The 25818-nt window shown below is 68.3% G+C and carries 26 protein-coding genes; 12 read left to right on the top strand and 14 right to left on the bottom strand.

From position 1 onward, the window contains the following. Positions 1-115: 115 nt before the first annotated feature. From ACOZ38_RS00300 to ACOZ38_RS00275, 6 genes are all read left to right on the top strand, one after another. Complete coding sequence (locus ACOZ38_RS00300; RefSeq protein WP_424527813.1) at positions 116-1027, top strand: ABC transporter ATP-binding protein; 912 nt, start codon at positions 116-118, stop codon at positions 1025-1027. A 9-nt stretch (positions 1028-1036) separates the two neighbouring features. Further along, positions 1037-1813, top strand: a complete 777-nt coding sequence (locus tag ACOZ38_RS00295; protein WP_424527811.1) for an ABC transporter permease — start codon at positions 1037-1039, stop codon at positions 1811-1813. A gap of 79 nt (positions 1814-1892) precedes the next feature. Beyond that, positions 1893-2474 (top strand): TetR/AcrR family transcriptional regulator, encoded by a 582-nt coding sequence (locus ACOZ38_RS00290; protein ID WP_405142913.1) that lies wholly within the window; start codon positions 1893-1895, stop codon positions 2472-2474. A gap of 81 nt (positions 2475-2555) precedes the next feature. After that, positions 2556-3308, top strand: a complete 753-nt coding sequence (locus ACOZ38_RS00285; RefSeq protein WP_424527809.1) for an SDR family NAD(P)-dependent oxidoreductase — start codon at positions 2556-2558, stop codon at positions 3306-3308. 75 nt (positions 3309-3383) lie between these two features. Beyond that, positions 3384-4196 (top strand): helix-turn-helix domain-containing protein, encoded by an 813-nt coding sequence (locus ACOZ38_RS00280; RefSeq protein WP_424527806.1) that lies wholly within the window; start codon positions 3384-3386, stop codon positions 4194-4196. A gap of 54 nt (positions 4197-4250) precedes the next feature. After that, positions 4251-4988, top strand: a complete 738-nt coding sequence (locus ACOZ38_RS00275; RefSeq protein ID WP_424527804.1) for a phosphodiesterase — start codon at positions 4251-4253, stop codon at positions 4986-4988. A 25-nt stretch (positions 4989-5013) separates the two neighbouring features. On the opposite strand, the gene ACOZ38_RS00270 is transcribed toward ACOZ38_RS00275, so the two are convergent. After that, on the bottom strand, positions 5014-7650 hold the full coding sequence (locus ACOZ38_RS00270) for a replicative DNA helicase (protein ID WP_424527802.1): 2637 nt from the start codon (positions 7648-7650) through the stop codon (positions 5014-5016). A 303-nt stretch (positions 7651-7953) separates the two neighbouring features. On the opposite strand from ACOZ38_RS00270, the gene ACOZ38_RS00265 reads away from it, so the two are divergent. After that, a complete protein-coding gene (locus ACOZ38_RS00265) occupies positions 7954-9264 on the top strand; it encodes an MATE family efflux transporter (RefSeq protein WP_424527800.1) in 1311 nt (436 codons plus the stop codon). Between the two features lie 47 nt (positions 9265-9311). Here the strand turns inward: ACOZ38_RS00265 and ACOZ38_RS00260 are convergent, their stop codons facing one another. The 7 genes from ACOZ38_RS00260 to rpsF all read right to left on the bottom strand — a co-directional run bounded on the left by ACOZ38_RS00260 (position 9312) and on the right by rpsF (position 13825). Further along, the gene (locus ACOZ38_RS00260; protein ID WP_424527798.1) at positions 9312-10076 is read right to left on the bottom strand and encodes an amino acid ABC transporter ATP-binding protein; all 765 of its coding nucleotides are present in this window, start codon (positions 10074-10076) and stop codon (positions 9312-9314) included. After that, the gene (locus tag ACOZ38_RS00255) at positions 10073-10981 is read right to left on the bottom strand and encodes an amino acid ABC transporter permease (RefSeq protein ID WP_424527796.1); all 909 of its coding nucleotides are present in this window, start codon (positions 10979-10981) and stop codon (positions 10073-10075) included. The genes ACOZ38_RS00260 and ACOZ38_RS00255 overlap by 4 nt, the downstream gene beginning before the upstream one ends. Then, the gene (locus tag ACOZ38_RS00250) at positions 10978-11853 is read right to left on the bottom strand and encodes an ABC transporter substrate-binding protein (protein ID WP_405142898.1); all 876 of its coding nucleotides are present in this window, start codon (positions 11851-11853) and stop codon (positions 10978-10980) included. The genes ACOZ38_RS00255 and ACOZ38_RS00250 overlap by 4 nt, the downstream gene beginning before the upstream one ends. Positions 11854-12110: 257 nt before the next feature. Continuing rightward, on the bottom strand, positions 12111-12557 hold the full coding sequence (gene rplI, locus ACOZ38_RS00245) for a 50S ribosomal protein L9 (protein WP_405142896.1): 447 nt from the start codon (positions 12555-12557) through the stop codon (positions 12111-12113). A gap of 14 nt (positions 12558-12571) precedes the next feature. After that, positions 12572-12808 (bottom strand): 30S ribosomal protein S18, encoded by a 237-nt coding sequence (gene rpsR / locus ACOZ38_RS00240; RefSeq protein WP_061256131.1) that lies wholly within the window; start codon positions 12806-12808, stop codon positions 12572-12574. Positions 12809-12880: 72 nt separating this feature from the next. Then, the gene (locus ACOZ38_RS00235; RefSeq protein ID WP_424527792.1) at positions 12881-13432 is read right to left on the bottom strand and encodes a single-stranded DNA-binding protein; all 552 of its coding nucleotides are present in this window, start codon (positions 13430-13432) and stop codon (positions 12881-12883) included. Positions 13433-13534: 102 nt separating this feature from the next. Next, the gene (rpsF, locus tag ACOZ38_RS00230) at positions 13535-13825 is read right to left on the bottom strand and encodes a 30S ribosomal protein S6 (protein ID WP_358551478.1); all 291 of its coding nucleotides are present in this window, start codon (positions 13823-13825) and stop codon (positions 13535-13537) included. Between the two features lie 227 nt (positions 13826-14052). On the opposite strand from rpsF, the gene ACOZ38_RS00225 reads away from it, so the two are divergent. Beyond that, entirely contained in the window at positions 14053-14364 is a 312-nt protein-coding gene (locus ACOZ38_RS00225; RefSeq protein ID WP_424527790.1) for a hypothetical protein, read from the top strand. Between the two features lie 80 nt (positions 14365-14444). On the opposite strand, the gene ACOZ38_RS00220 is transcribed toward ACOZ38_RS00225, so the two are convergent. After that, the gene (locus ACOZ38_RS00220) at positions 14445-14627 is read right to left on the bottom strand and encodes a hypothetical protein (RefSeq protein ID WP_405142891.1); all 183 of its coding nucleotides are present in this window, start codon (positions 14625-14627) and stop codon (positions 14445-14447) included. Positions 14628-14726: 99 nt separating this feature from the next. On the opposite strand from ACOZ38_RS00220, the gene ACOZ38_RS00215 reads away from it, so the two are divergent. Beyond that, a complete protein-coding gene (locus ACOZ38_RS00215) occupies positions 14727-15482 on the top strand; it encodes a deoxyribonuclease IV (protein WP_424527787.1) in 756 nt (251 codons plus the stop codon). A gap of 69 nt (positions 15483-15551) precedes the next feature. Here ACOZ38_RS00215 and ACOZ38_RS00210 read toward each other — a convergent pair whose 3' ends face one another. The 4 genes from ACOZ38_RS00210 to ACOZ38_RS00195 form a co-directional block, all read right to left on the bottom strand. Then, a complete protein-coding gene (locus tag ACOZ38_RS00210) occupies positions 15552-16679 on the bottom strand; it encodes a mannosyltransferase family protein (protein ID WP_405142888.1) in 1128 nt (375 codons plus the stop codon). A 44-nt stretch (positions 16680-16723) separates the two neighbouring features. Next, the gene (locus ACOZ38_RS00205; protein WP_405142886.1) at positions 16724-18073 is read right to left on the bottom strand and encodes a glycosyltransferase family 87 protein; all 1350 of its coding nucleotides are present in this window, start codon (positions 18071-18073) and stop codon (positions 16724-16726) included. Positions 18074-18085: 12 nt separating this feature from the next. Continuing rightward, positions 18086-20278 carry a transglycosylase domain-containing protein gene (locus ACOZ38_RS00200; RefSeq protein ID WP_424527785.1) on the bottom strand — a complete coding sequence of 731 codons (2193 nt, stop codon included), beginning with the start codon at positions 20276-20278 and terminating at the stop codon, positions 18086-18088. A gap of 744 nt (positions 20279-21022) precedes the next feature. After that, positions 21023-21430 carry a DUF5318 family protein gene (locus ACOZ38_RS00195; RefSeq protein ID WP_405142883.1) on the bottom strand — a complete coding sequence of 136 codons (408 nt, stop codon included), beginning with the start codon at positions 21428-21430 and terminating at the stop codon, positions 21023-21025. A 145-nt stretch (positions 21431-21575) separates the two neighbouring features. Here ACOZ38_RS00195 and ACOZ38_RS00190 point away from each other — a divergent pair, with 145 nt between their 5' ends. After that, positions 21576-22232, top strand: coding sequence for a PadR family transcriptional regulator (locus ACOZ38_RS00190; protein WP_405142881.1), 657 nt, complete (start codon positions 21576-21578; stop codon positions 22230-22232). Between the two features lie 13 nt (positions 22233-22245). After that, positions 22246-23325 (top strand): inositol-3-phosphate synthase, encoded by a 1080-nt coding sequence (locus ACOZ38_RS00185; protein WP_424527782.1) that lies wholly within the window; start codon positions 22246-22248, stop codon positions 23323-23325. Between the two features lie 123 nt (positions 23326-23448). On the opposite strand, the gene idi is transcribed toward ACOZ38_RS00185, so the two are convergent. After that, complete coding sequence (idi, locus tag ACOZ38_RS00180) at positions 23449-24039, bottom strand: isopentenyl-diphosphate Delta-isomerase (protein WP_424527780.1); 591 nt, start codon at positions 24037-24039, stop codon at positions 23449-23451. 396 nt (positions 24040-24435) lie between these two features. Here idi and ACOZ38_RS00175 point away from each other — a divergent pair, with 396 nt between their 5' ends. Next, positions 24436-25734 carry an MFS transporter gene (locus ACOZ38_RS00175; RefSeq protein WP_424527778.1) on the top strand — a complete coding sequence of 433 codons (1299 nt, stop codon included), beginning with the start codon at positions 24436-24438 and terminating at the stop codon, positions 25732-25734. Positions 25735-25818 lie beyond the last annotated feature (84 nt).

The raw sequence follows: 25818 nt of genomic DNA, 5'->3' as shown, positions 1-25818 counted from the left end.
ACCGGGCCGGTAGTTCAAGTAGCCGTGGACACCCGGTTGAGGTGTACCTAAGTACACCCCCGCTCGGGCCGCAGGCGCATTCCGCGGGCACGCCGCGATTCCTAGCGTCGTCGGCATGGAAATCATCGAGATCACCGAACTACGCAAGCTGTACGGCGGGCAGGTGGCGGTCGACGACGTGTCGTTCGCCGTGAAGGAAGGCGAGATCTTCGGCGTGGTCGGCCGGAACGGCGCGGGGAAGACAACGACGGTCGAGTGCGTCTCGGGGCTCCGCACGCCCGACGGCGGCACGATCAGGGTCACGGGTCTCGATCCGCGCCGCGACCGCGCCGAGCTGCGGCAACGGGTCGGCGTACAGCTACAGGACTGCTCGCTGCCGGACAAGCTCAGGGTGTGGGAGGCGCTCGACCTCTACGCCTCCTTCTACGACAGGCCCGCGGACTGGAGGGGGCTGATGCAGGAGGTCGGCCTCGGCCAGAAGCGGGACACGGCGTTCGCCAAGCTCTCCGGCGGGCAGCGGCAACGGCTCTCGATCGCCCTGGCCCTGGTCGGCGCCCCGCGCGTGGCGATCCTGGACGAACTCACCACGGGCCTCGACCCGCAGGCGAGGCGGGAGACCTGGGACCTCATCGAGCAGGTCAGGTCCCGTGGCGTCACGATCGTCCTGGTCACCCACTTCATGGAGGAGGCCGAACGGCTCTGCGACCGGGTCGCCGTGATCGACGGGGGCCGGGTGGCGGCCGTCGACTCCCCCGCGGGGCTGATCGCGCGGGTGGACGGCGGGCAGCGGGTGAGCTTCCGCGGCCCGCCCGGCGCCGACCGCATCCTCAGGTCGGTCCCCGAGGTGTCCGGTGTCACCAGGGACGGCGAGAACGTCACGGTCACCGGATCGGAGAACCTCCTCCTCGCTGTGACCACGGCCCTCGCGGCCGGCCAGATCGTCCCCACCGGGCTCCGGACGGAGCGCGCCACGCTGGACGACGCCTTCCTCGCCCTCACCGGCCGCCCGGCCACCGACGCGTCCTAGGAGACCCTCATGCCGACCACCGCCCCTCCGCTCATGAACACCCGCAGCCTGCGCAAGCTCGCCCTCACGGAGACGAAGCTCTATCTGCGAGAACCTCTCACCGCCTTCTTCGCGCTGCTGCTGCCCCTCACGCTGCTGCTCGTCCTCGGCAGCGCGATCCCCGGCTTCCGCGATCCCGACCCCGCGCTCGGCGGCGAGCGGGTGGTGGACACCCAGCTGCCCGCCATGATGATCCTGCTGTCGGTGGTGACCTCGGCCTTCAGCGTGATCCCGACGGTGCTCGCGGTGTACAGGGAGCGCGGGGTCCTGCGCCGCCTTTCCATCACGCCGGCCTCCCCCGGCTCGCTGCTGGCGGCACAGCTGCTGCTCAACCTGGTGACGACGGTTCTGGCGACCCTGCTGATGATCCTTTTCGGGCACCTGGTCCTCGGCACGCACGTGCCCGCGCGGCTCCCGTGGTTCGTCCTGGTCTTCCTGCTCGGGCTCTGCGCCATGTTCACCCTCGGCCTGTCCATCGCGGCCGTGGTCCCGAACAGCCGGGCCGCCGGCGGGATCGGGGCGATCGTGATGTTCCCCCTGCTCTTCCTCGCAGGGATGTGGCTACCCCGCGAGCTGATGCCCGAGCTCCTGCGGAGGCTCAGCGACTTCACCCCGACGGGCGCGTTCGGCCAGGCCCTGCGCGACACGTGGGCCGGCGCGTCTCCCCAGATGCTTCACCTCGGCGTCCTCGCCGTGTGGACGCTGGCGTCCGTCCTGTTCGCGGCGCGGGCGTTCCGCTGGGAGTGACCCTCACCGGGGGTACGGCCCGCGCGGGGCGACCGTACCCCCACTTAATTTGACCGATCGTTCCTGATATGGTGCAGGCATGGCGAGGACCAAGGAGTTCGATCCGGAGGCGGCGCTCCAGGCGGCGCTGGAGCTGTTCTGGGAGCGGGGGTACGAGGCGACCTCCATGGCCGATCTCGTGGAGCGCCTGCGGGTCGGCCGGGCCAGCCTGTACGCCACCTTCGGCGGCAAGCACGACCTCTACATGAAAGCGCTGGCCCGCTACATCGAGACGCGCAGGCCCTCGCCCATCGAGATCCTCTCCCAGCCGGGCCCCGCGCTGCCCGCCGTACGGGCGCTGGTGGAGTTCTACGCGGCCGACTCGATCGAGGACGTGCGGCGGCGGGGGTGCATGATGGTCAACGCGGCCGCCGAGATGCTTCCCGGGGACGGCGAGGTCGCGCGCGTCCTCGACGCCAACTGGGCGGGGCTGGAGGGCGCGCTCACCTCCACGCTGATGCGGGCCCGCGCCGAGGGCGAGCTGCCCGCCGGCAGGGACCCGAGGGCGCTGGCACGGTTCCTACTGGTGTTCCTGCAGGGTCTGCGGCTGATGAGCAAGGGCTCCCCCGACCCGGCCCGCCTCCGCGACGCCGCCGCCCAGGCCCTCTCGGTACTCGACTGACCCACTTGCCCGGCCTTCCTGTACGTGCCGACGCATGCCCGCTATCTGGAATGAGCGGTCTAGATACCTTTAAGGAGAAGCATGAAATTTCAGGACAAGGTGGTGCTGGTGACCGGAGGCGGGAGCGGCATAGGCCGGGCGGTGGCGCTCGGCTTCGCCCAGGAGGGCGCCACGGTCGTGGTCGCCGCCCGCCGCCGGGAGCCGCTCGACCAGACCGTCAAGCTCATCGAGGCCGCGCAGGGCCGTGCTACCGCGCTGACCGCGGACGTGACCCGCCCGGCCGAGGTCGCCGGTCTCGTCTCCGAGATCGTTCGGCGGCACGGCCGGCTCGACATCGCGGTCAACAACGCCGGGGTGTTCACCATGGGGCAGGTGGCCGACATCGACGAGGCCGACTGGTCGCACACGCTCGACGTCAACGTGACCGGCGTCTTCCTGTCGATGAAGCACGAGATCGCCGCCATGCGCGAGGGCGGCGGCGGGGTGATCGTCAACGTCGCCTCGCAGATCGGCGCCCACAAGAGGATCCCCGGGCTCGGCGCGTACGCCGCGTCCAAGGCGGCGGTGGCCGCGCTGACCCGCACCGCCGCACTGGAGTACATCCGCGAGGGCATCCGGATCAACGCGGTGAGCCCTGGCCCGCACGACACCCCGATGTCCATGCGCCCCGGCGAGACCCTGTCCGACCGCGACGACCGCATGAAGGCGCAGCTGCCCATCGGACGGGTCGGCACGCTGGAGGAGATCACCGCCGGCGTCCTCTGGCTGGCGTCGGACGATGCGGGCTTCGCGGTGGGCCACGACCTGGTCGTCGACGGAGGCTCGACCGCGTGACGCGTCGCGGCCTGAAAGCCTCCGCTTACCTGGGACGTAATCGCGGCTGGTGACCCGAGCGAATAGCCTCGCACCATGACGACCACGGCGCTCTCCCAGCGGCCCGTAGGCGAGCTCCTGCGCCAGTGGCGCGAGCATCGCAGGCTCAGCCAGCTCGACCTGGCCATCCAGGCCGACATCTCGACCCGCCACCTGAGCTTCCTTGAGACCGGGCGGTCGAACCCGAGCCGCGAGATGGTCCTCCACCTGTCGGAGGAGCTCGACCTGTCGCTGCGCGAGCGCAACCGCCTGCTCCTCGCCGCCGGGTTCGCTCCCGTGTTCTCGGAGACCACACTGGACGCGCCCCAGATGACGGCCGTGCGCAAGGCTCTGAGGCAGATACTCACCGGTCACGAGCCCTATCCCGCGGTCGTGGTGGACGGGCGCTGGAACCTCGTCGACGCCAACGCGAGCCTTTCGCTGTTCACCCGGCTCGCGTCGCCCGACCTGCTGGCGGCCCCCGCCAACGTGCTGCGGGCCAGCCTGCACCCCGAGGGCATGGCACCCCACATCGTCAACCTCGGCGAGTGGCGGGGTCACCTGCTCGGACGGCTGCGGCGCCAGATAGCGCTCACCGCCGATCCACAGCTTGAGGCCCTCCACGAGGAGCTCCGCTCCTACCCCTGCGACCAGCCGGAGCCGGAGGTGGAGATGCCGGGCCCCGGTGAGATCGTGGTACCGCTACGCCTCCGCCACGAAGGTCACGAGCTCGCGTTCTTCAGCACGATCGCGGCCTTCGGCACTCCGCTGGACATCACCGTCGCCGAGCTGGCCATCGAGTCCTTCTTCCCCGCCGACCACCTGACCGCGGAGATCCTCAGGTCGGCTGCGCCGCGGCCCCCGGCATGAGCGTCTTCCGATCGGAACAGCGGCGAAAGCGGCCGTTGTGAAAGCCTTGATGTCATGATCACACTGGTCCATGTCAGCGATGTCCACCTCGACGGCTCCGCGCGGAGTGCCGAGCGCGTCGAGCGGGTCGTACGCCATATCTCCGGCCTCCCTGGGCCGATCGACGCCGTGCTGGTGACCGGTGACATCGCCGACCACGGGACCGCGGAGGAGTACGAGACCGCCCGCGATCTGCTGCGGTTCCCGTACCCGACGATCATCTGTCCCGGGAACCACGACAGCAGGCCGGAGTTCCGCAAGGTGCTGCTCGGCGAGGCCGGCTCGAGTGCGCCCGTCAACCAGGTGCTGCGGCTGGGCGACGCAACGATCGCCCTGTGCGACTCCAGCATCCCGGGCCGCGACGACGGTTACCTCGACGACGAGACCCTGCGGTGGCTCGCCGAGGTGCTGGAGTCCTCCGGCGCGCCGGTCCTCGTCGGCATGCACCACCAGCCGGTGCCGGTCGGCATCCCCTACGTCGACGAGATCGGGCTCAAGGAGCCCGAGCGCCTGGAGGAGGTGCTCCACGCGCATCCCCAGGTCGTGGGCCTCCTGGTCGGGCACGTGCACACCGCCGCCGCGACGACCTTCGCCGGCCTTCCGGTGTACGTCGCGCCGGGCGTGGCCTCGACGGCCCTGCTCCCGCAGGAGTCCACGGCATGGCCCCCGATCGACTTCGACCTGCCCCCGGGATTCGCCCTGCACGTACTGGCCGACGGCCGCGTGACCTCCCACGCCCGCGTGGTGCTCTGACCGTCAGTGCTCCGACGGGGTCGGCTCAGTGCGGAGCCATGTCCACGAAGCGGCTGTAGTGGCCCTGGAAGGCGACCGTCACCGTGGCGGTGGGGCCGTTACGATGCTTGGCCACGATGAGGTCGGCCTCGCCCGCCCGGGGCGACTCGCGCTCGTAGGCGTCCTCCCTGTGGAGGAGGATCACAACGTCGGCATCCTGCTCAATGGAATTATGCAGGCTTATCCCATTGGCAATGAAGTTGTGGGTGCCCAAAACGGTGGCATCGTAGACCGGTTGTTCTCCGATGCTCTCCACAGAGGCGATCTCATCCCAGAAAATGTCATTCGTCGCGAGCATTTCGAGGTCGGAATCGTCGAGAATCGTCGCTATCTTACTCAACCTCGTACGGCTGGGAGCATGCTTCCAAAGCGTCGTTCCACAGAACTGGGTTCCGAGGGCGGCAGCGAATTCCCGGTGGGTCATCGCGCGCTCCATCAGAGCCTGCCTCACACGGTCCCACACGTCCCTCGGCACCGTGTCCAGGTTCGTGTTGCCCTTGATACCTCTCAGACGCTCGGCACATGTCGTCGCCGCCGCCCCGCGCGCACCGTGCACTCCGATTTCATCGAAGAAACGTACTTGATTCTCCGCCCCGTAGATGTGGAGCTGATAGCCCGGCCGATGGGCACCCTTACGGTGCGTCTTTATTCGCGTCATGACGTTGAAGCGCAGCAGAAGGGTCGCCACGTCGTCGATGAGACGTCGGCTCGTAGAAGCGTAGTAAACGCGTGCCTGACCAGCCGACTCATCCCACCATACGCAACCATCCGTGGCCCATAGATGCCGTAGGAAGAGAGCGATCTGTTTCTTGGGGAGAGACAATAGCTCCGCCGGAACGAACTTCTCATGGCTGCGCAGTCCGAAGAGCCCAAGGTCGTCGAGCCAGGCGGCTATCGGATTGCGTTTGCCATGCGTCAAGCGGTACGGAGCCGGAAGCCGAAGCGATGTGCATCGTGCGGCCTCGTGATTGTCACGCACTCCGTTTATGCCGAACCTGCGGCGTGCCGCCGCGGAAACGGCTTCGAGGTTCTCTTCATCAGTGCTGGCGTAACGGACAGGCTGCCGCCGCAAGAAGGAACCATCACCTATCAGATGGGCAAGAAGGATCAACTCGTCCGGCTCCCACTCCCGGGCATCTAGAGGGGGCGGGACGTGGCGAGGCACGGCGACTCTTGTACCAGGCTTCAAATCACCCAGCGGGCGCCACCCGTCGTACGTGAGGAAGGGGTGGTTCGCCGTCGCCTCGACCTCGCGGCCTGACGTCAACCGGACCCGGAATGCTTCTTTCACCCCGCTACGGAATGCGTGGGTCATGGTGCGAGGAACCAGCTTGAGCCTCTCATCTAGCGACCACACGGGAATGTCACGTGCGCCGGACTCCAGCAACTCGCCGAGAGAGATCTCGGCGCCGGTGTCGGCCCGCATGATGCGCGTTCCGGCGGTCAGGCAACCGGACTCGCGCAGGTCGGACACCTGGGGGCGCTTGTCGGTGCGCTGCTCGGGGCCACGGTTGAGCTGGGAGATCGCGATGACGGGCACCTCCAACTCCTTGGCGAGGAGCTTGAGGGCACGGGAGATCTCCGAGACCTCCTGCTGGCGGCTCTCGGTCTTCTTCGGCGAGCTCATCAACTGCAGGTAGTCGACGATGACGAAGCGCAGGTCGTGACGCTGTTTGAGGCGGCGGCACTTGGCGCGGATCTCCATCATCGACATGTTGGGCGAGTCGTCGATGAACAGCGGGGCCTCGGCGACCTCGCTCATGCGGCGCGCGAGGCGGGTCCAGTCGTCGTCGCTCATCGTGCCGGATCGCATCGTGTGCAGGGCGACCCGCGCCTCGGCCGACAGCAGGCGCATCGTGATCTCATTACGGGACATTTCCAGAGAGAACACAACAGTCGCCATATGGTGCTTGATAGCAGCAGATCTGGCGAAATCCAGCCCCAGCGTCGACTTGCCAATGGCGGGACGGGCCGCCACGACGATCATCTGGCCGGGGTGGAGGCCGTTCATGAGGGCGTCCAGGTCCTGGAAGCCGGTCGGGACGCCGACCATCTGGCCGCTCCGGCTGCCGATGGCCTCGATCTCGTCGAGCGCGCCCGGCATGATCTCGGACAGTGGGCGGTAGTCCTCGCTGGTGCGGCGCTCGGTGACCGCGTAGATCTCGGCCTGGGCCCGGTCGACCAGCTCGTCGACCTCTTCGTTCTGCCCGCCGTACCCGTAGGAGACGATGCGGGTGCCGGCCTCGATGAGCCGCCGCAGGATCGCCTGCTCCCGAACGATCTTGGCGTAGTAGCCGGCGTTCGCCGCCGTGGGGACCACGGCGGTCAGGGTGTGGACGTAAGCGCCGCCGCCCACGCGCGCGATCTCACCGCGCTTGGACAGCTCGCCGAAGATCGTCACCGCGTCCGCCGGCTCGCCCCGCCCGTACAGATCGAGGATGGCGTCGTAGATGATCTGGTGCGCGGGGCGGTAGAAGTCGTCGGAGCGGAGCACCTCGACCACGTCGGCGATGGCGTCCTTGGACAGCAGCATGCCGCCCAGCACCGACTGCTCGGCCTCGATGTTGCTGGGGGGTGTGCGCTCGAAGGGTGCGTCGAAGGCGGGGACCACTTCACTGCTCATCCGGCCGCCTCCTTCTTACTCCCGTGCCACCCCCGCAGTAGCCGGGGTGACAGTTTCGCCGGTTCTGAACGAACCGGCAACGCGCCCTGTCGACAAGCCTGTGGATAACGTGTGCAGTTCTCGTCACGAGATGTGGGCACGCTGGGGACAACCCTGTGGATAACCGATGTGCATAACCTCAGACCCCCTACTGAGCAGGGGAAACGATGTCCACGAGCTGTGGAGAAAAGAAAGTCGGCACGACACGTGGATACTCGCCCGTCCCGGTCTCAACCATGGCCACGTAAGGGGCAAGATGGACAAGTGACTCTTACCCCCCACGTCGGAAGCCGGGAGATCCTCAGGCTCGCCATTCCCGCCTTCGGCGCCCTGGTGGCCGAGCCACTCTTCATCCTCGTGGACTACGCCATCGTCGGCCGTCTCGGCACGACCTCGCTCGGCGCGCTCGGCATCGCGGGCACCGCCCTGACCACCCTGGTGAACGTCTGCGTCTTCCTGGCGTACGGCACCACCGCGGCGGTGGCGAGGCAGGCGGGCGCGGGGAACCTCGCACGGGCCGTCAAACAGGGCATCGACGGGCTCTGGCTCGCCGCGGCCATCGGCCTGGCGCTGATCGTGACGTGCTGGCCGCTCGCCCCGTGGATCGTCGAGCTGTTCGGCGCCTCCCCCGGCGTGGCCGGGCAGGCGGTGACGTACCTGCGGATCAGCCTGCTGGGCACCCCGCCCATGCTGGTCATCCTGGCCGGCACGGGCATCCTGCGCGGCCTGCAGGACACGGTGACCCCGCTGGCCGTCGCCATCGGCTCGTTCACGCTCAACGCGGTGCTGAACGCCGTGTTCGTGCTCGTGCTCCACTGGGGCATCGCGGGGTCCGCCTGGGGCACCGTCCTCGCCCAGGGTCTCGGCGCGGCGGTCTACCTGGTCGTCGCGGCCAGGGCGGCCCGCGAGCACCGGGTCTCGCTGAAGCCGGACCCGGCGGGGATCAGAGACTCGGGCACGGCGGGCATCGCGCTGCTGATCCGCACGGTCTGCCTGCGCGTGGTGCTGATCGTCGCGACGGCCGTCGCCACCCGCATGGGAATCGCCCAGCTCGCTGCCCACTCGATCGCGACGCAGATCTGGTCCCTGCTGGCCTTCGCCCTCGACGCCATCGCGATCGCCGGGCAGGCGATCACCGGGCGCGCCCTCGGCGCAGGGGACGTCCGGCGGACCCGTGCCGCCACGCGCACCATGGTGACCTGGGGCATCGGGTACGGGGTGTTCCTCGGGCTCGCGATCCTCCTCCTGCGTCCCGCCATCCCCCACCTGTTCGGCGCCGACCCCGACGTGAGCGCCGAGCTCGTGGCGGTGCTGTGGATAGTCGCGCTGCTCCAGCCGCTGGCCGGCGTGGTGTTCGTCCTCGACGGTGTGCTGATCGGAGCGGGCGACCGGCGCTACCTCGCCTGGGCCTCCGCGCTCACCACGATCGTCTATCTCCCGGCGGTCTTCGGCGTGGTGCACCTCGGCGGCGGCCTCGTGGCGCTGTGGCTGGCCTTCGTCGCGTGGATGGCCGCCCGGGCGGTCACCCTCTGGCTGCGCGCGTACGGCCGCGCGTGGCTGGTCACCGGCGGCTGACCGGCCCCGCGCACGCCTCCCGTACGCCACCGTCGTGTGCGCTGTGCTCATATGCGACGGGCGTCGAGCACCCGGCGGAGGAACTCCCGGGTGCGGGGCTCCCGGGGATCTGTGAAGATCTGCTCGGCCGTGCCCTGCTCCAGCAGGACGCCTTCGTCCAGGAAGCACACCTTGTCGGCGATGTCGCGGGCGAAGCCCATCTCGTGCGTCGCGAGGATCATCGTCATCCCCGACTCCTTGAGCTCGCGGATGATCTCCAGCACCTCGGCGACCAGCGCCGGGTCGAGAGCCGAGGTCACCTCGTCGAGCAGGAGCAGGCGGGGACGGGTGGCCAGCGCCCTGATGATGGCCACCCGCTGCTGCTGGCCGCCGGACAGCCGGTCGGGGTAGGCCCCGGCCCTGCCGTCCAGGCCGAACCGCGAGAGCAGCTCGCGGGCCTGCTCCTCGGCCTGCGCCCTGCCGATGCCGTGCACCTTCCTCGGCGCGAGCGTGATGTTCTCCAGAACGGTCATGTAGGGGAAGAGGTTGTAGGACTGGAAGACCATGCCGATGCGCTTGCGCACGTCGTCAGGGTTCGCCCGCACGTCGGTGATCTCGGTGCCGTCGAGCAGGATCGCACCGTCGTCCACGGTTTCGAGCAGGTTGACGCAGCGCAGCAGGGTGGACTTGCCCGAGCCCGAGGCGCCGATCAGGCAGACGACCTCGTGGGAGTCCACCGACAGGTCGATGCCGCGCAGCACGCTGTGCCGGTGGTAGTGCTTCCAGACGCCCTCGATCTCCAGCAGGCCCTGCCCTGTGGTGCGCTCGCTCACACGCCTCGCCGCCTCTGTGAACGGGCCGACAGGTAGTCGGTGAAACGGGCCATCGGGATCGTCAGCAGGATGAACAGCAGCGCCGCCGCGAGGTAGGGGGTGTAGTTGAAGCTTTCGGCGGCGTGGATCTGCGCCTGGCGCAGCGCCTCCAGCGGCCCGATCGTCGCCACCAGGGCGGTGTCCTTCTGCAGCGAGACGAAGTCGTTGAGCAGCGGCGGCACGACCCGGCGTACGGCCTGGGGCAGCACGACGAACCGCATCGTCTGGCCGTGGGTGAGCCCGAGGGATCGCGCGGCGGAACGCTGGCTGGGATGCACGGAGTCGATGCCCGACCTGAACACCTCGGCGACGTAGGCGCCGTACGAGAGCGTCAGCGCGATGATCCCCAAGGTGGCGAAGTCGGTCGGCATGCCCTGCAACTGCAGCGCGGGCAGCCCGAATCCCACCAGGTAGATGACCAGGATCGTCGGCACGCCGCGGAAGACGTCGGTGTACAGGACGGCGAGGGCTCTCAGCGGGAAGAACACCGGCGCATGCAGGTTGCGCACGAGCGCGACCACCAGGCCCACGATCAGGATCAGCGGCTCGGCGATCAGGAAGATCTTGATGTTGAGCAGGAAGCCCCAGAGCACGTCGGGGAACGCGCCGGTGAACTGCCCGAGGTCGAAGAAGGTCTCCTTGACCCTGGGCCAGCCCGGCGAGGCGGTGACCAGCCAGAACACCAGCACGATGAACACCACCGTGGAGGCGGTGGCGACCGAGCTCGACCGCATGTCAATGCGGCGGCGGAGCCGCTCACGCTCACGCTGACGGTCGCTCTTGGCCCACCCCTCGGCGGGACCGCCGGACAGGTCCATCGGTGTCCCGCCGCGATCGACGGAGCCGACGCCGGACGGATCGCTCACTGCAGCTCCGGCGCACCGGCCGCGGAGCCGAGCCACTGGGACTCGATCTTCGCCAGCTCGCCGGAGGAGGTGAGCTCCCCGATCGCCTTGTTCACGCAGCTCACCAGCGGGCTGCCCTTCTGGAGGACCAGGCCGAACTGCTCGGGCGTACCGGAGCCGCTGCCGAACTGGCCGACGATCTTCGAGCCCTCGACCTGCGCGGCGGTGACGTAGAACGCGGTCGGCAGGTCGACCACCAGGGCGTCGACCTGCTTGTTCTTCAGCGCGGTCACCGCGTCGATCTGCTCGTTGTAGACGTTCGGCTCGGCGGTGGGCTTGATGACGTCCTTCACGGCCTGGAGGGACGTCGTGCCGACCTGGACGCCGATCTTGGCGTCCTTGAGGTCGGCGAGCGAGGCGGCAGAGGCGAACTTCGAGTCACCCAGTGAGACGGCGGCCTGCTTGACGGTGTAGTAACCGTCGCTGAAGTCGACCGCCTTGGCCCGTGCCGGGGTGATGGACACCTGGTTGACGTCGAAGTCGAACTGCTTCTGGCCGGGCGCGAAGGCGGAGTTGAACGGGGCGACCGTCCAGGAGACGTCACTGGTCGCGAAGCCGAGCTTGTTCGCCACGGCGTAGGCCACGGCGCTCTCGAAGCCCTGGCCGTTCGCCGGCTTGTCGTCCTTGAACCACGGCTCGTAGGCGGGCTTGTCGGTGCCGATGGTCAAGGTGCCCGGCTTGAGCAGCTTGAGCTGGTCCTTGGCGCAGGACTCCGACGCGGAGGGGGCGGCGGTGGTCGTACCCGACGGGGAGGAGGTGTCGGAGGCCGGAGCGCACGCCACCGCCGCCGTCGCGAGGGCGCCGAGCGCCAGCAGCATCGAGGGACGGAGCATTCTGGCCTCCAGAAGGGGGTGTACCCGAGGGAATTCGTCGCTCAGGATATCTGGTACGACGCATTACCACTTACAGCCCCAACGCAGGTGGAACTCCGGCGGCGCCATTGCCCGCCGTGAGGGCCGTACCGTCACCTGGCGGCGGCTCTGAGCGGGCCCGCGGCGACCTCGGCGGTACGTCCAGGGCGGCCCGAACACGGCGAAGGGTCCCTCCCGGATCGGGAGGGACCCTTCCTTTTACGTCGCGAGCTGGTCGCTCAGTTGCCGACGACCTCGACGTCGAGGTTGGCCGCGACCTCGGGGTGCAGCCGGACCGAGACGCGGTGGGAGCCAACGCTCTTGATCGCGTTCGTGATCTCGATGCGGCGACGGTCGAGCAGCGGACCGCCGGCGGCCTTGACCGCGTCGGCGATGTCACCGGTCGTCACCGAGCCGAACAGGCGGCCGGAGTCGCCCGCCCGGGTCTTCAGCGTCACCCGGAGGGAGCCGAGCCTGCCGGCGACCTCCTTGGCGGTGCCGAGGTCACGGATCTCGCGGGCGTCGCGCGCCTTCTTGATGGACTCGATCTGCTTCTCGCCGCCACGGGTCCAGCGCATGGCGAACCCGCGCGGGATCAGGTAGTTGCGGCCGTAGCCGTCCTTGACCTCGACGATGTCACCGGGGGCGCCGAGGCCCGAGACCTCGTTGGTGAGAATGAGTTTCATGTCTCCGCCTCCTGTCAGCGCGCGGTGCTCGTGTACGGCAGCAAGGCCATCTCACGGGCATTCTTGATCGCGGTCGCCACGTCACGCTGGTGCTGGGTGCAGTTGCCCGTCACCCGGCGGGCACGGATCTTGCCGCGGTCGGAGATGAACTTCCGAAGCAGCGCCGTGTCCTTGTAGTCGACGTAGGAGATCTTGTCATGGCAGAACAGGCAAACCTTTTTCTTCGGCTTGCGCAGTGCCGGCTTCGCCATCGTGGTGCTCCTCCTAAGAGAGCCCCGCTTGATGCGGGAATGGTCGATCGGTTACTGGGATTGAACTACTGATCAGAAGGGAGGCTCGTCGCTGAGGTCGCCACCACCGTGGGAGCCGCCGAAGCCGCCACCCTGGTTGTAGCCACCGCCACCGCCGCCACCGCCGCCGTAGCCGCCGCCACCCGGAGGTGCCGGAGTGGCCGAGGCCCACGGGTCGTCGGCTCCGCCGCCGAACCCGCCGCCACCGCCGCCCTGCCGCGCGGTCTTGTTGACCTTGCACGTGGCATTGCGGAGGGACGGGCCGACCTCGTCGGCCTCGACCTCGTAGACGGTGCGCTTCTCGCCTTCCTTGGTCTCATACGACCGCTGGCGCAGCCGCCCCTGAACGATGACCCGCATGCCGCGCTGGAGGCTCTCGGCGACGTTCTCCGCCGCCTGTCGCCACACGTTGCAGGTCAGGAAGAGGCTCTCGCCGTCCTTCCACTCGTTGGTCTGTTTGTCCATGAACCGCGGAGTGGATGCGATGCGGAACCGGGCCACGGCCTGCCCCGAAGGGGTGAAACGCAGCTCGGGGTCGTCGACAAGGTTGCCGACGATGGTGATCGTTGTGTCGCCTGCTGCCATCGGTCGCTTTCGCCTTCCTGCATGAATCTGCGCAGCCTGTTGGGCCTCAGAGTACGGCTACCGCCCGACAAAAAGCCGGGCTTCGGCATGACCCGAAGCCGCTCAGTGCATGTCGGGACGCAGCACCTTGGTACGCAGGATGCCCTCGTTCAGGTTGAGCTGCCGGTCGAGCTCCTTGACCGTGGCCGGCTCGGCCGTGAGGTCGACGACGGCGTAGATGCCCTCGGACTTCTTGATGATGTCGTAGGCCAGCCGGCGACGACCCCACACGTCGACCTTCTCCACGGTGCCGCCGTCATTGCGGACGACCGTGAGGAACTGGTCGAGCGAGGGAGTCACCGTGCGCTCATCGAGGGACGGGTCAAGGATGACCATCAGTTCGTAACGACGCATGCGGACTTCCAACCTCCTCTGGACTCTTGCGGTCACGACACCATGCCGTGACAGGAGGACGCCGGCGTTCTCGTGCCGCCTTCGGTGGCGGAGCGACTAGCGCGGTTGATAACACGCACATAACAAACGCGGCCCCAGAAGTCTACCAGGACCGGCCGACTGCCTCGTCGCGATTGTCCGCCGCCCGTAAGGGGAACGTCACGGAGAGAAGAGAGGAGGTGGCCGCCATGCCACAAGCCCTTGGCCCTACCGAGCGCGAGCCCTTCCGGCTCACGCTCAACTCCGACGGCAGGAAGCACACCCGCGAGAACACCCTGACCATGGTCGCGTTCGCCTGCGGTCTGGTGGCGTTCGTCAGCGGACTCGTCGTCAGCGCCCACATGGCCGCGTCCTGGGCCGGAGTGGTGGGGTTCGTCGTCGGGATGTACTCACAGTACGTCTCCGCGACGACCGCTGAGCGCTCGGTCAACATCGTCGCCATCGTCATGTCGTTCGTCGGCGTGGCGACGGGCATCTACCACGGCGGGTTCATTCCCTGACGGTGACGCCACGGCCGGCACGAACGACGGGGAGCCCCCCGAGGCGCCCCCGTCGGCGTGCCAGGTGGGCGGACGCGATCTCAGCCCCCGATATGAAGGTCGACGCCGAGCAGGATGAGGAACCAGAGGAAGACAGCGAGCAGGGCTTGGGCGATCTTCTTGAGCAGGCTGGGCGTGATGTAGTCGTGGACCCAAGCGACGTAGATGCCGATGAGAATGTAGATCAGGCCTAACAGGCTGATTCCGCGGCGGGGATAGGCCACAGTCGTCTCCTATGTCTCACGGTACGCGGGTTTCTGGGCGTACCAACCCGGCGCTCCACCTGCCCCTGGGCCGGTTCTTGAAACGGCTACGCTCGTCTCATGGTGCGTATCGGAGCTCACGTCGACCAAGACGACCCTTTGGCCCACGCCACGGCGCGAAAGGCCGAGGTCGTCCAGTTCTTCCTCGGTGATCCCCAGGGCTGGAAGGGGCCGGTCATCCCGGCCGCCGCGGGCGCCCTCCAGGCGTCGGAGGTCGACGTCTACGTCCACGCGCCCTACGTGATCAACGTGGCGACCGCGAACAACCGCATCCGCATCCCCAGCCGCAAGCTTCTGGCGAGCCAGCTCGAGGCCGCGGCCTCGATCGGCGCCAAGGGCCTGATCGTGCACGGCGGCCACGTCGGCAAGGACGACGATCCCCAGGTCGGCTTCGACAACTGGCGCAAGGTGTTCGAGCGGCTCGACACCCCAATCCCGGTGCTGATCGAGAACACCGCGGGCGGCGGCAACGCGATGGCGCGCAAGCTGGAGCGCGTGGCCCGCCTGTGGGAGGCGCTCGACGGCTTCGACGTCGGCTTCTGCCTGGACACCTGCCACGCCCACGCCGGCGGCGAGGAGCTCGCCGACGTGGTCGACCGCGTCAGGGCCATCACCGGCCGCATCGACCTGGTGCACTGCAACGACTCTCGTGACGCCTTCGACTCCGGGGCCGACCGGCACGCCAACCTCGGCAGCGGACAGATCGACCCCGAGCTGATCCTGAGCGTGTGCCGCGCGGCGGGGGCGCCGATCGTGGTGGAGACCCCCGGCGATGGCCAGGCGGCCGACATCGCCTTCCTCCGCGACCACCTTTGATCCACAGCCTGTGGATAAGTCCCTGGATTACTCCACCGGGAAAGTGGGTACAGGCTGCGGCTCAGCGCCTCAGCCTGCCCATGCCCCGTTCATGAAGGTCATGGTGTTGAGCACCATGAGCGGCCCCGCCACCAGCGCGTACAGCACGAGCACGGAGCGCCGCCGGGTGGAGACCTGGCCGAGCATGACCCAGAGCGGCCACCACAGCAGCAGGGCGCGCGGGATCGACAGGTAGTACGCCGAGAAGACCAGCGCTCCGAGCTGGAGGCCGACGTAGACCAGCTCGCTCCACCGCCGCGCGAGGAGCAGCCAGATCACCACGGCGAACCCCACGAGCGCGCCGGCGATCTCCATGCGGAACGCCCAGACGAACTGCCCGTCGCCCGCGGCCATCTGCCAGGTGGTCCAGAACGACTGCCACGGCCACACCATCTGACGTCCCCAGCCGGCCTCCTGGGCGTGCTGCCAGGCGAGCCAGTCGCCCGTACGGCCGTGCTGGTACGCGGAGTAGAGCACGAGCGGCACGAACGGGACCAGCAGCCACGCGGCCTTGCCCGCCCGGCCCCTGCGCATGACGAACTCCACGATGAGAGCCAGCGCGAGGAACAGTCCTGTGATGCGCACGCACGAGGCGCCGGCGGCGAGCAGCCCTGCCGCCATCCAGTTCTGGCGCCGGGCGTAGAGCCAGGCGGGCACCGCGAAGGCCAGGAAGAGCGACTCGGTGTACCCCGCGAACAGGAACACCGCCGTGGGGCAGAGCAGCAGCGCCAGCACGGCCCGCCGTCCCGCGCCCTCGGGCCCCTCGAAATCGCCGAGCCTCGCCAGCGCCGTCATCGCGACCAGCCCCGCGACGAGCGAGATGAGCAGGCCGGCGAGCGACCAGTCGGGCACGATCACATGGACCAGGCGCAGGGCGAGGGGCATCCCGGGGAAGAAGGCCGGCAGACCGGCGTCGGGATCGGCGGCCGGGTTCCCGTCATAGCCGTACTTCGCGATGTCCACCAGGAGCTTGGCGTCCCAGTGCTGCCAGCGCTCGAGGAACGGCGTGAGGAGCTTGTCCCCCGCCAGCACGCTCGCCCCCACCGTCGCCGCGACGACCGTCCCCAGGCGCGATCCGAGCCACAGGACCAGCACATCGCCGTCGGACCGGTGCACCGGGGGCACCCGGGAATCGGTCTCCTGGGGGGAGGTCTGCACACACAGGAGAATAGAGGGTCATCCTGGACTTCCGATCAGGAAGGTCAGGCCGAGCTCGACGCCGGCTTGACGTCGGCCGGGCGCGGGGCGACCCGCAGGACGAAGCGGTCGCCGGCCCCGTCGAAGACGCCCCCGGTCGGGTCGTCCACGCCGCCTTGCCTGATCACGTCGTGCTCGGGCCGCAGGATGTCCCTGACGACGAACGCCGCCATGATCGCGATCGTGATCGCCCGCCCCCACACCGCGGTGAAGTACGTGCCGTCGCTGATCCCGAGAGCCTCGTTGCCGGGCTGGATGCCGACCAGGTAGAGCCAGATCGCGAAGAAGTACCAGCACTCGGCCACCTGCCAGAGCAGCAGCGGCTTCCAGTTCGGCCTGGCCAGCACCGCGAACGGCACCAGCCACAGCACGTACTGCGGGGACCAGACCTTGTTGGTCACCATGAACGCTGCCAGCACCAGGAAGCAGAGTTGCATCAGTCTCGGCCTGGTGCGCGAGGTCAGCGCCAGCACGGCGATGGCCAGGCACAGCAGGCCGAACGACACGATGCCGAGGGTGTCGAGCCTGCTCGCGTCCCCGAGGATCGGCCACTGCTTCATCTGGAAGAAGTACCAGAGCGATCCCCAGTCGGCTCCGCGCTCGCTGCTGAAGGCGTAGAACTTCTTCCAGCCCTTGAACGCCAGCACCATGAACGGCAGGTTCACCACCACCCAGGTGATCACGGTGCCGCCGAGCGTCCAGAAGAAGGCCTGGAACCTGCGGGTGCGCAGCGCCAGCAGGAACAGCGGGCCGAAGAAGACGAGCGGGTAGAACTTCGTGGCGATCGCCAGGCCCAGCAGCACCCCGGCCAGGAAGTGCCTGTTCCTGGACCACGCGAGGAAGGCCCCCAGGCTGAGGGCCCCGCACAGCAGGTCCCAGTTGATGAACGCCGTGAGGATGAGCGCGGGCGCCAGCGCGTACCAGGCGGCGTCCCAGGGACGGCCCTGCATCCCGGCCAGCGACGCCATGACCAGGACTCCGACGATCAGCGACGCCGCCATGACGAGCACGGTGAGGTCGTAGAACCAGACCCCCGGCTCGTTCAGCCCGGACACGATCTTCTGGATGACCCACATCAGGGAGCCGATGCCGACGGGATACTCCACGTCGTGGCCGAAGTACGGCGCGAGCCCCTGGTCGAGCTTCTCGTTCCACCACAGCGGATAGATGTCGGTGTAGCAGAAGTTGAGGAACTGCTGGGTGCCGTCGTTCCACGCCCCGCCGAACCGGCACGGCGCCTTCCAGGCGTACGCCAGCACGGCCCCGAGGGCCGCGAGCAGCCCCACGGGAACCAAGGGCAGCACGGCACGCGCGACGGGGCCTGCGGGACCTGGGGCGTACGTCGATCGGCTCATGGCGTTATTCGATCACCGGGTGGGAGTGGGCGTCGAGCGTCGCCCGCCTGTGGGCGTCGGTGAGGGTGTGGGCGGGGGCGGCGTGGTCTTGGTGCTGCCCGTGGCGTCGCCCTGGTTCATCGGATCGCCGCCTCCGTTGTTGCAGGCGTCGTCCCAGGGAAGGCAACCGCCGCCGCCGTTGTCGCCGCCGCCATGGTCCCCGCCTCCGTTGTCGTTCGGCCAGCCGTTGTCGTCGGGGAACCCCGGCTCGGTCGGCGTGGGGGTGGGCGTCGGGGCCGGCTTGGGCGCGAGGTCGAGCGGCGAGCCGATGTTCGTCGGCGGGGGGAACTCCTCGACCTTCTGGCCCTTCATGGCCTCGGACATGAACGCCCGCCAGACGCGGGCGGGGACGGTGCCTCCGTCGAAGTTGTTGCCCAGGGACAGCTCGGCGCCGGTCTTGCGGTCTTCCTTGTACATGCCGACCGCCGACGAGAGCTGCGGGGTGAAACCGACGAACCAGGCTTCCTTGTTGTCATTGTTCGTACCGGTCTTGCCCGCGACCGGACGGTCGGCCAGGGCGGCCGCCGTACCGGTGCCGCCCTTGACCACGGACTGCAGCGCGACGATGGCGTCCGCGGCCACCTCTTCGGAGATGACCTGCTTGGGCGTCTTGTCCTCGGGGATGACCTCGACCTTCTGCTGATTGATCACCCTGATGACCGTGTGGGTCGGGAAGTGCTTGCCGTTGTTGGCGAAGATGGAGTACCCGCCGGCCTGCTCGACGGGGGTCACGCCGGCGCTGCCGATGGAGAACAGGAAGCGGTGGTCGTTGACGTCCTTGTCGAGGCTGTCCTTGCTCAGGCCGGCCTCCTCGGCGATGCGCTTGACGGCGTCCAGCCCGACCTCCGCGCCCATCTGGCCGAAGGCCGTGTTGATGGAGTGCTGCGTCGCGTAGATGATGTCCATCGAGGCGGGCGTCGAGTGGCCGTTGGAGATCGGCGTCGTGCCTTCGAGCTTGAGCGGCTGCTTGCCGCTCACGTAGCTCTTCAGGCTGTGGCCCGCCTCCAGCCACGCCGCCAGCACGTACGGCTTGAACGCCGACGCCGCCTGCTTGCGCGCCTGGAAGGCCTCGTTGAACTGGTCGGGGTGCTTGCCCAGGTAGTTGTTGCCTCCGTAGAAGGCGACCACCCGGCCGTTGCGCGGGTCGACGGCGGCGAGGCCGGTGTGGACCTCCTTGGGCAGGCCGCTGGTGGTCTGGATGACCGCCTTCTTCGCGGCGAGCATGAGGTTCTTGTCGAAGGTGGTGTAGATCTTGTAACCACCGGTCTCGATATCGGAGCGCGGCAGCCCCTTGGACTCCAGCTCCTTGAGCGCCTCGGTCAGCATGTAGCCGCGGAGCCCGCCGAACGCCTGGGAGTCCTTGCGAGGGTCCGGCTTCGGGAACTTCAGCGTGGTCGCGAGGTTGCCGTACTCCTTGGGGTTCAGCTTCGCCATCTGCCCGAGGACGTAGTTGAAGCGGAACTGGGTGCCGGAGTAGTTCTTCTTCTCCTCGGCGACGTCGAAGTTGCCCGGCTGCTGGATGCGTCCGGCGAGGTAGGCGCCCTCGGCCTTGGTCAGTTTCTTGACGCTGTGACCGAAGAACTTCTGAGCGGCAGCCTCGATGCCATAGGTGTTGCGACCGAAGGGGACGGTGTTCAGGTAGTACTCGAGAACCTTCTTCTTGTCCCAGTCCTTGTCCAGCTTGATCGCGATGAAGATCTCCTTGACCTTCCTCTTGATCGCTACCTCCTGGCTGAGGCCCTTGAAGTAGTTCCTGGCCATCTGCTGGGTGATCGTGGAGGCGCCCTGGAGCTGTGTTCCGGTCGCGGTGCTCCATGCCGACCGCGCGATGCCGGACAGCGAGATGCCGGGGTCGGTCCAGAACGTGTCGTTCTCGGCCGCGACCACCGCGTCCTGGACGTACTTCGGCACGTCGTCGAGCTTGACGGCCTTGCGCTCGGTGCCCAGGCGGGCCATCGCCGAGCCGTCCGCGTAGTAGAAGGTGCTGGCCTGGGCGGTCGCGGCCTCCTGGGCATCCTTTTCGCTCGGCAGCGGGGTGTTGGCGTAGGCGACGGCGATCATGCCGAAGACGCCGGCCGCCAGGACGGCGAAGCCGACCATCACGATCTTCCAGTTGGGGACGAACCGCCTCCAGCCCGTGCGGCCGGGCGGCTCGTCGTCCCTCATGCGCCGCCTGCCGGGGCCATCACCGGGAGGCCCGTCACCCGGGCCCATGCCACCGGGCCCACCAGGACCGCCTGGCCCACCGGGACCGCCCGGACCGCCCTGTGCCCTGCGGCTTCGCCTGCCGCCCATGTCACGGCTCACGACGGTCTCCGAGCCGGAGACGTCGCGCCGGGGCGTGCCCTGGCCGGGCGGGGGCAACTGCCCTATGGACTGGGTGTCCTCGAAGGCCGCCTCTGAGCGCCGGCCCCGGGGCTCACCCTGGGCACGACGCGGATCGCCGCCCCCCGGGAAGGCATCGGGGCGCGATCGCGGGTCGGGGGACCCGGTACGCGAACGGGGGTCGGCAGGACCCGGGCGCGGGCGCGGGTCCGCGGATCCGGAGCGAGAACGCGGGTCGGGCGAGCCTGGGCGGGAGCGGGGGTCGCCCGGGCCCTGCCTTGGGTCACCGGAACGGCCCTGTGGCGGCGGCGCGGCGCGCCTGCCGGCGGCCGGGTCGGGTGCCGGGCGTGGTGACGACTGTCCATCTGCGGGCGCGCCCTCTGGGGCAGAGCGACGGCGCCGCCCGGGGCGAGCTGATCCGCCGGGGCCCTCGGCTGGGTCGGGGCGGCCGGTCGGCTCGGAGCCATAGCTGCTGTAACTCACGCGTCCTCGTTGGGTCATCTGGCGATCTGGAGGGTCTTCGACGTCTGTCAGCGGCAGGCGGAGAGGCGTACCTCCTGAGCCGGGGGACTCGACTGCGCTGGACTATGTCTCGGCGGTCTGTCCGTCTTTGCCGGAGTTGCCCGGTGGCCCGCCGTTGCCTAGGACGAAGGAAACCGTCAGGTGATTCCATGAACAACCTTGGCAGACCTCAACAACGTAGACCCGGAATTCCTCGTATTCATGGGCCATCTGAACAAGGTCTGACGTGGCTTTTACGCGACCCGCACTGCGTCCTAGCTGGTCGCCGTACACATATGTGACATGAGTCACGTTCCGGTACTCGCAGATTGGGCAGACGCGCTCGGTGGGCTCACCGTGATATCTGGCGGCACGCAGAAGGTAGGGATGAGCATCACACACGTCACTCCTGGCCGCGCGACCGGAGCGGAGCGACTGGACGGTCGCCCGCTTCGCAAGGCCGTAGTCCACGACCCCTCGCTGTGACCACATGAGCGCCAGACTACGACTTTTTTGGCTATTCCGCCCAACCGCTTGAGCTTTTGCCGATTGCACACTATGCCGACCCGACGTATCCTCTGGATGTATCGACTCGATACATCGGCAGAACACATCGATGCGAGAGGGGGCGGTTCCAGTGGCGGTAAGCAGAGGCGGAGTCCTGGAACTGGCCGTGCTCGGCTCGCTTCACGAGACCCCTTTGCACGGCTATGAGCTGCGGAAACGGCTCAATGCCCTGCTCGGCATGTTTCGTGCGTTCTCCTACGGCTCGCTCTATCCGTGCCTTCGGCAGCTACTGGCCGACGGTCTCATCGCGGAGGAGCCGCCGGACGAGCGCGGTCCATGCACCACGACGCAGAGCCCGCGCGACACCACTCTGCCGCTCACCGGCCGCCGGTCGAAGATCGTCTACAAGCTGACGGCCGAAGGCAAGGAACGCCTGCACGAGCTGCTCACCCAGGCAGGGCCCTCCTCCTGGGAGGACGAGAGCTTCGGCGTCCACTTCGCCTTCTTCCGCCACACGGAGGCCGAGGTACGGCTGCGCATCCTGGAAGGTCGCAGAAGCCGCCTGGAAGAGCGACTCGACGGGGTCCGCACGGCTCTCGCCCGCACGCGTGAGCGGTTGGACAGTTACACCCTGGAATTACAGCGCCACGGTTTGGAATCAGTCGAGCGTGAAGTGCGCTGGCTGAACGAGCTGATCGATACCGAACGAGCGCAAGCCGTCCGGCCAACTGCGGAGAGGGCGGAGGCGCAGGACGCCGAGCCCGTTCCTGATAAGACGAACGAGTAAAGGAGCGAGTGCGATGGGTTCCGTGCGCGTAGCCATCGTCGGAGTCGGCAACTGTGCCGCGGCGCTGGTGCAGGGCGTGCAGTTCTACAAGGACGCCGACCCCGCCAGCCGGGTGCCGGGCCTGATGCACGTCCAGTTCGGCGACTACCACGTCGGTGACGTGGAGTTCGTCGCGGCGTTCGACGTCGATGCCAAGAAGGTCGGGCGCGACCTGTCCGAGGCGATCGTGGCCTCGGAGAACAACACGATCAAGATCTGCGACGTGCCGCCCACGGGCGTCACCGTGCAGCGTGGCCCCACCTATGACGGTCTCGGGGAGTACTACCGCGAGATGATCGAGGAGTCCGACGAGACTCCGGCCGACGTGGTCGCGGTGCTCAAGGAGGCCAGGGTCGACGTCCTGGTGTCCTACCTTCCCGTGGGCTCCGAGGAGGCCGACCGCTTCTACGCCCAGTGCGCCATCGACGCGGGCGTCGCCTTCGTCAACGCGCTTCCGGTCTTCATCGCCTCCGACCCGGTCTGGGCGAAGAAGTTCACCGACGCCGGCGTCCCGATCGTCGGAGACGACATCAAGTCCCAGGTCGGCGCCACCATCACCCACCGGGTCATGGCGAAGCTCTTCGAGGACCGCGGGGTCGAGCTGCTGCGCACGTACCAGCTCAACTTCGGCGGCAACATGGACTTCATGAACATGCTGGAGCGCAAGCGGCTCCAGTCCAAGAAGATCTCCAAGACGCAGTCCGTCACGTCGCAGATCCCGCACGAGATGGCCAAGGCCGACGTCCACATCGGCCCGTCGGACCACGTGCCGTGGCTGGACGACCGCAAGTGGGCCTACGTCCGCCTTGAGGGCAAGTCCTTCGGCGACACCCCGCTGAACCTCGAGTACAAGCTGGAGGTCTGGGACTCCCCGAACTCCGCCGGCGTCATCATCGACGCTGTGCGCGCCGCCAAGATCGCCATGGACCGCGGCATCGGGGGGCCGATCCTGTCGGCTTCGTCCTACTTCATGAAGTCGCCGCCGGAGCAGTACTCCGACGACGACGCCCGCGAGTCCGTCGAGAAGTTCATCCGCGGCGAGATCGAGCGCTGACACGCCGGCGGCCGCGCGCGAGCACCGGGCGCGGGGCCGCCGCCGACATAGCAGCAGCCGCCGGCATAAGCAGAGGAGAAGCGCCCGGGTCTCGAACCCGGGCGCTTCTTCGCATGCGGTGAACTACCGGGGGCTTCTGGCCGCCGGAGGCAGGTCCGCAGGGTCCGCGGGTTCCCAGGTGGAGGGGTCGGCGCCGAGAGCGGTGAGGAGCGGCACCTGCTCACCACACCAGGGGGAGATCGCGAGCAGGCCGCTCATGACGTCGCCGGTGAACTCCTTCCACGGCATCCACCGGGTCTCCCCGACCTCGTCCGGGTTGGGCCGCGAATCGCCGGAGATGATGGCCCGGTAGACGGGGCACATCTCGTGCTCCACCGTGCCGTCCTCCATGACCGCGCGGTAGGCGAACGCGGGGAGCATCAGGTCGAGGCTGTCGGCCGTGAGGCCGAGCTCGTACGCGAGCCTGCGGACCACCGCGTCCACGGGGGCCTCGCCCGGCAACGGGTGCCCGCAGCAGCTGTTCGTCCACACCCCCGGCCAGGTGCGCTTGTGAGACGCGCGCCGGGTCAGCAGGACCCTTCCCTCGCCGTCGAAGACATAGCAGGAGAACGCCAGGTGCAGGGGCGTGTCGGCACCGTGCACGACGGACTTGGGGGCGGTGCCGATGGCCTCGCCTTCGGCGTTCACGAGCACGACCTGTTCGTCAATGGTCACCCGATCGAGGGTACGTGATCATGTCTACTGACTTCATGTACCCATCGGCCCCATCTTTGGAGAAGCGTCATCTCCGGGTGGGCAAACGTCCTCCCTGGTGGAGCAAGCGTCTACCTCCGGCAAACCGGGAAGCAACGCGCCGGTGTCAGGCGATCAGACCCTGGCGAAGCCGCTTTCCACCGCACCGGCCGGGGCTCGGGCACCGCGATCTCGGCCGGACGACTGGCCGCCCGCCGTCCGGGAGGCTCCGCGATGACACGCGCGTAACCCCTCTGGTCCCGCGTCTGAGCCCCGCCGGGCCCCTGACCCGGCGTACCGGCGGGCGTTCGAACCCCTAGGGCATATCCGGGATGCTCCCGATGTGGCCTCCGACACAAGCCCAGTAGGCTGACCCGCGTGTCCTACGTCTCCGACCTTCGTGCCGTCCTTCGAGGCCGGGACTTCAGACGTCTGTTCGCCACTCGCCTGGTCTCGCAGTTCTCCGACGGTGTCTTCCAGTTCGCCGTGGCGGGGTACGCCTTCTTCACACCCGAGAAGCAGACCAGCGCCGCCGAAGCGGCCGTCGCGTTCGCCGTCCTCCTGCTTCCCTACTCCATCCTCGGCCCGTTCGCCGGAGTGTTCATCGACCGCTGGTCGCGCCGCCAGATCCTGATGATCGCGCCGGTGGTCCGGGGTGTCCTGCTGATCGGCGCCGCCCTGCTGGTGGCGCTGAACGCCCCCGACTGGTGCTTCTACGGCGCCGCGCTCGCGGTGCTCGGGGTCAACCGCTTCTTCCTGTCGGCGCTCAGCGCCGCGCTGCCCCACGTGGTCGACAGCGAGCGCCTGATGCTGGCCAACGCCGTCACCCCGACCTCCGGCACGATCGCCACGTTCATCGGGGCCGGGATGGGATTCCTGCTCCGCCTCCTCTTCGGCGCCGAGCACAGCGGCACGGCCCTGCTGCTGGTGGTCTCGGGCGTGGTCTTCGGCCTGAGCGCGCTGATCGCCTCCACCATGCGAAGGACCCTGCTCGGCCCCTCGTACGACCCGAACCGGCCGCAGGCCCGCGAGGCCGTGCGCAACGTGATCACCGGCATGATCGACGGCGGCCGTCACATCGTGCACCTGCGGGCCCCGGCCGCGGCACTGGCCAGCATGGCCGCCCACCGGTTCCTGTACGGCATGACCATCGTCATGACCGTGATGCTCTACCGGTTCTACTTCACCACGAACGTCGAGGCCGGCCTGAACCACATCACCGGGGTGCTCGCCACCTCGGGCCTCGGCTTCTTCGTGGCCGCGCTGATCACCCCGTGGGCCACCGACCGCTTCCGCCCCGAGGCGTGGATCCCGATCATGCTCGTGCTGGCCGGCGTGCTGGAGCTGGCGCTCTGCCTGCCGTTTCGGCAGATCGGCTTCCTCGCGGCGGGCTTCGTCCTCGGCGTGACCGGGCAGAGCGTGAAGATCTGCACCGACACGATCGTGCAGCGTGACGTCGAGGACGCCTACCTCGGCCGGGTGTTCTCCATCTACGACATGCTCTTCAACGGGATGCTCGTGCTGGCCGCCGTCTTCGTGGCGCTGATCCTCCCGGCCAATGGCAAGTCCTACCTGGTGCTCGTGATCGCCTCCGTGGGATACATCCTCAGCGCCCTCGGCTACCGCCTCATAGCCGGCAAGACCACGCCCCTCACCCCCCAGGAAGTCACCCAGTAGGCACACCACCTCCCACGGGCAACCCGTGACGCCTGCATCTCCGAAGAAGGCGAGTCACCGACACCGCCCTCCGAACACCGGGCA

The sequence above is a fragment of the Sphaerisporangium viridialbum genome (assembly GCF_049674955.1).
GTDB classification, from domain to species: domain Bacteria; phylum Actinomycetota; class Actinomycetes; order Streptosporangiales; family Streptosporangiaceae; genus Sphaerisporangium; species Sphaerisporangium viridialbum.
This window is presented reverse-complemented; position numbering and strand designations above follow the sequence as displayed.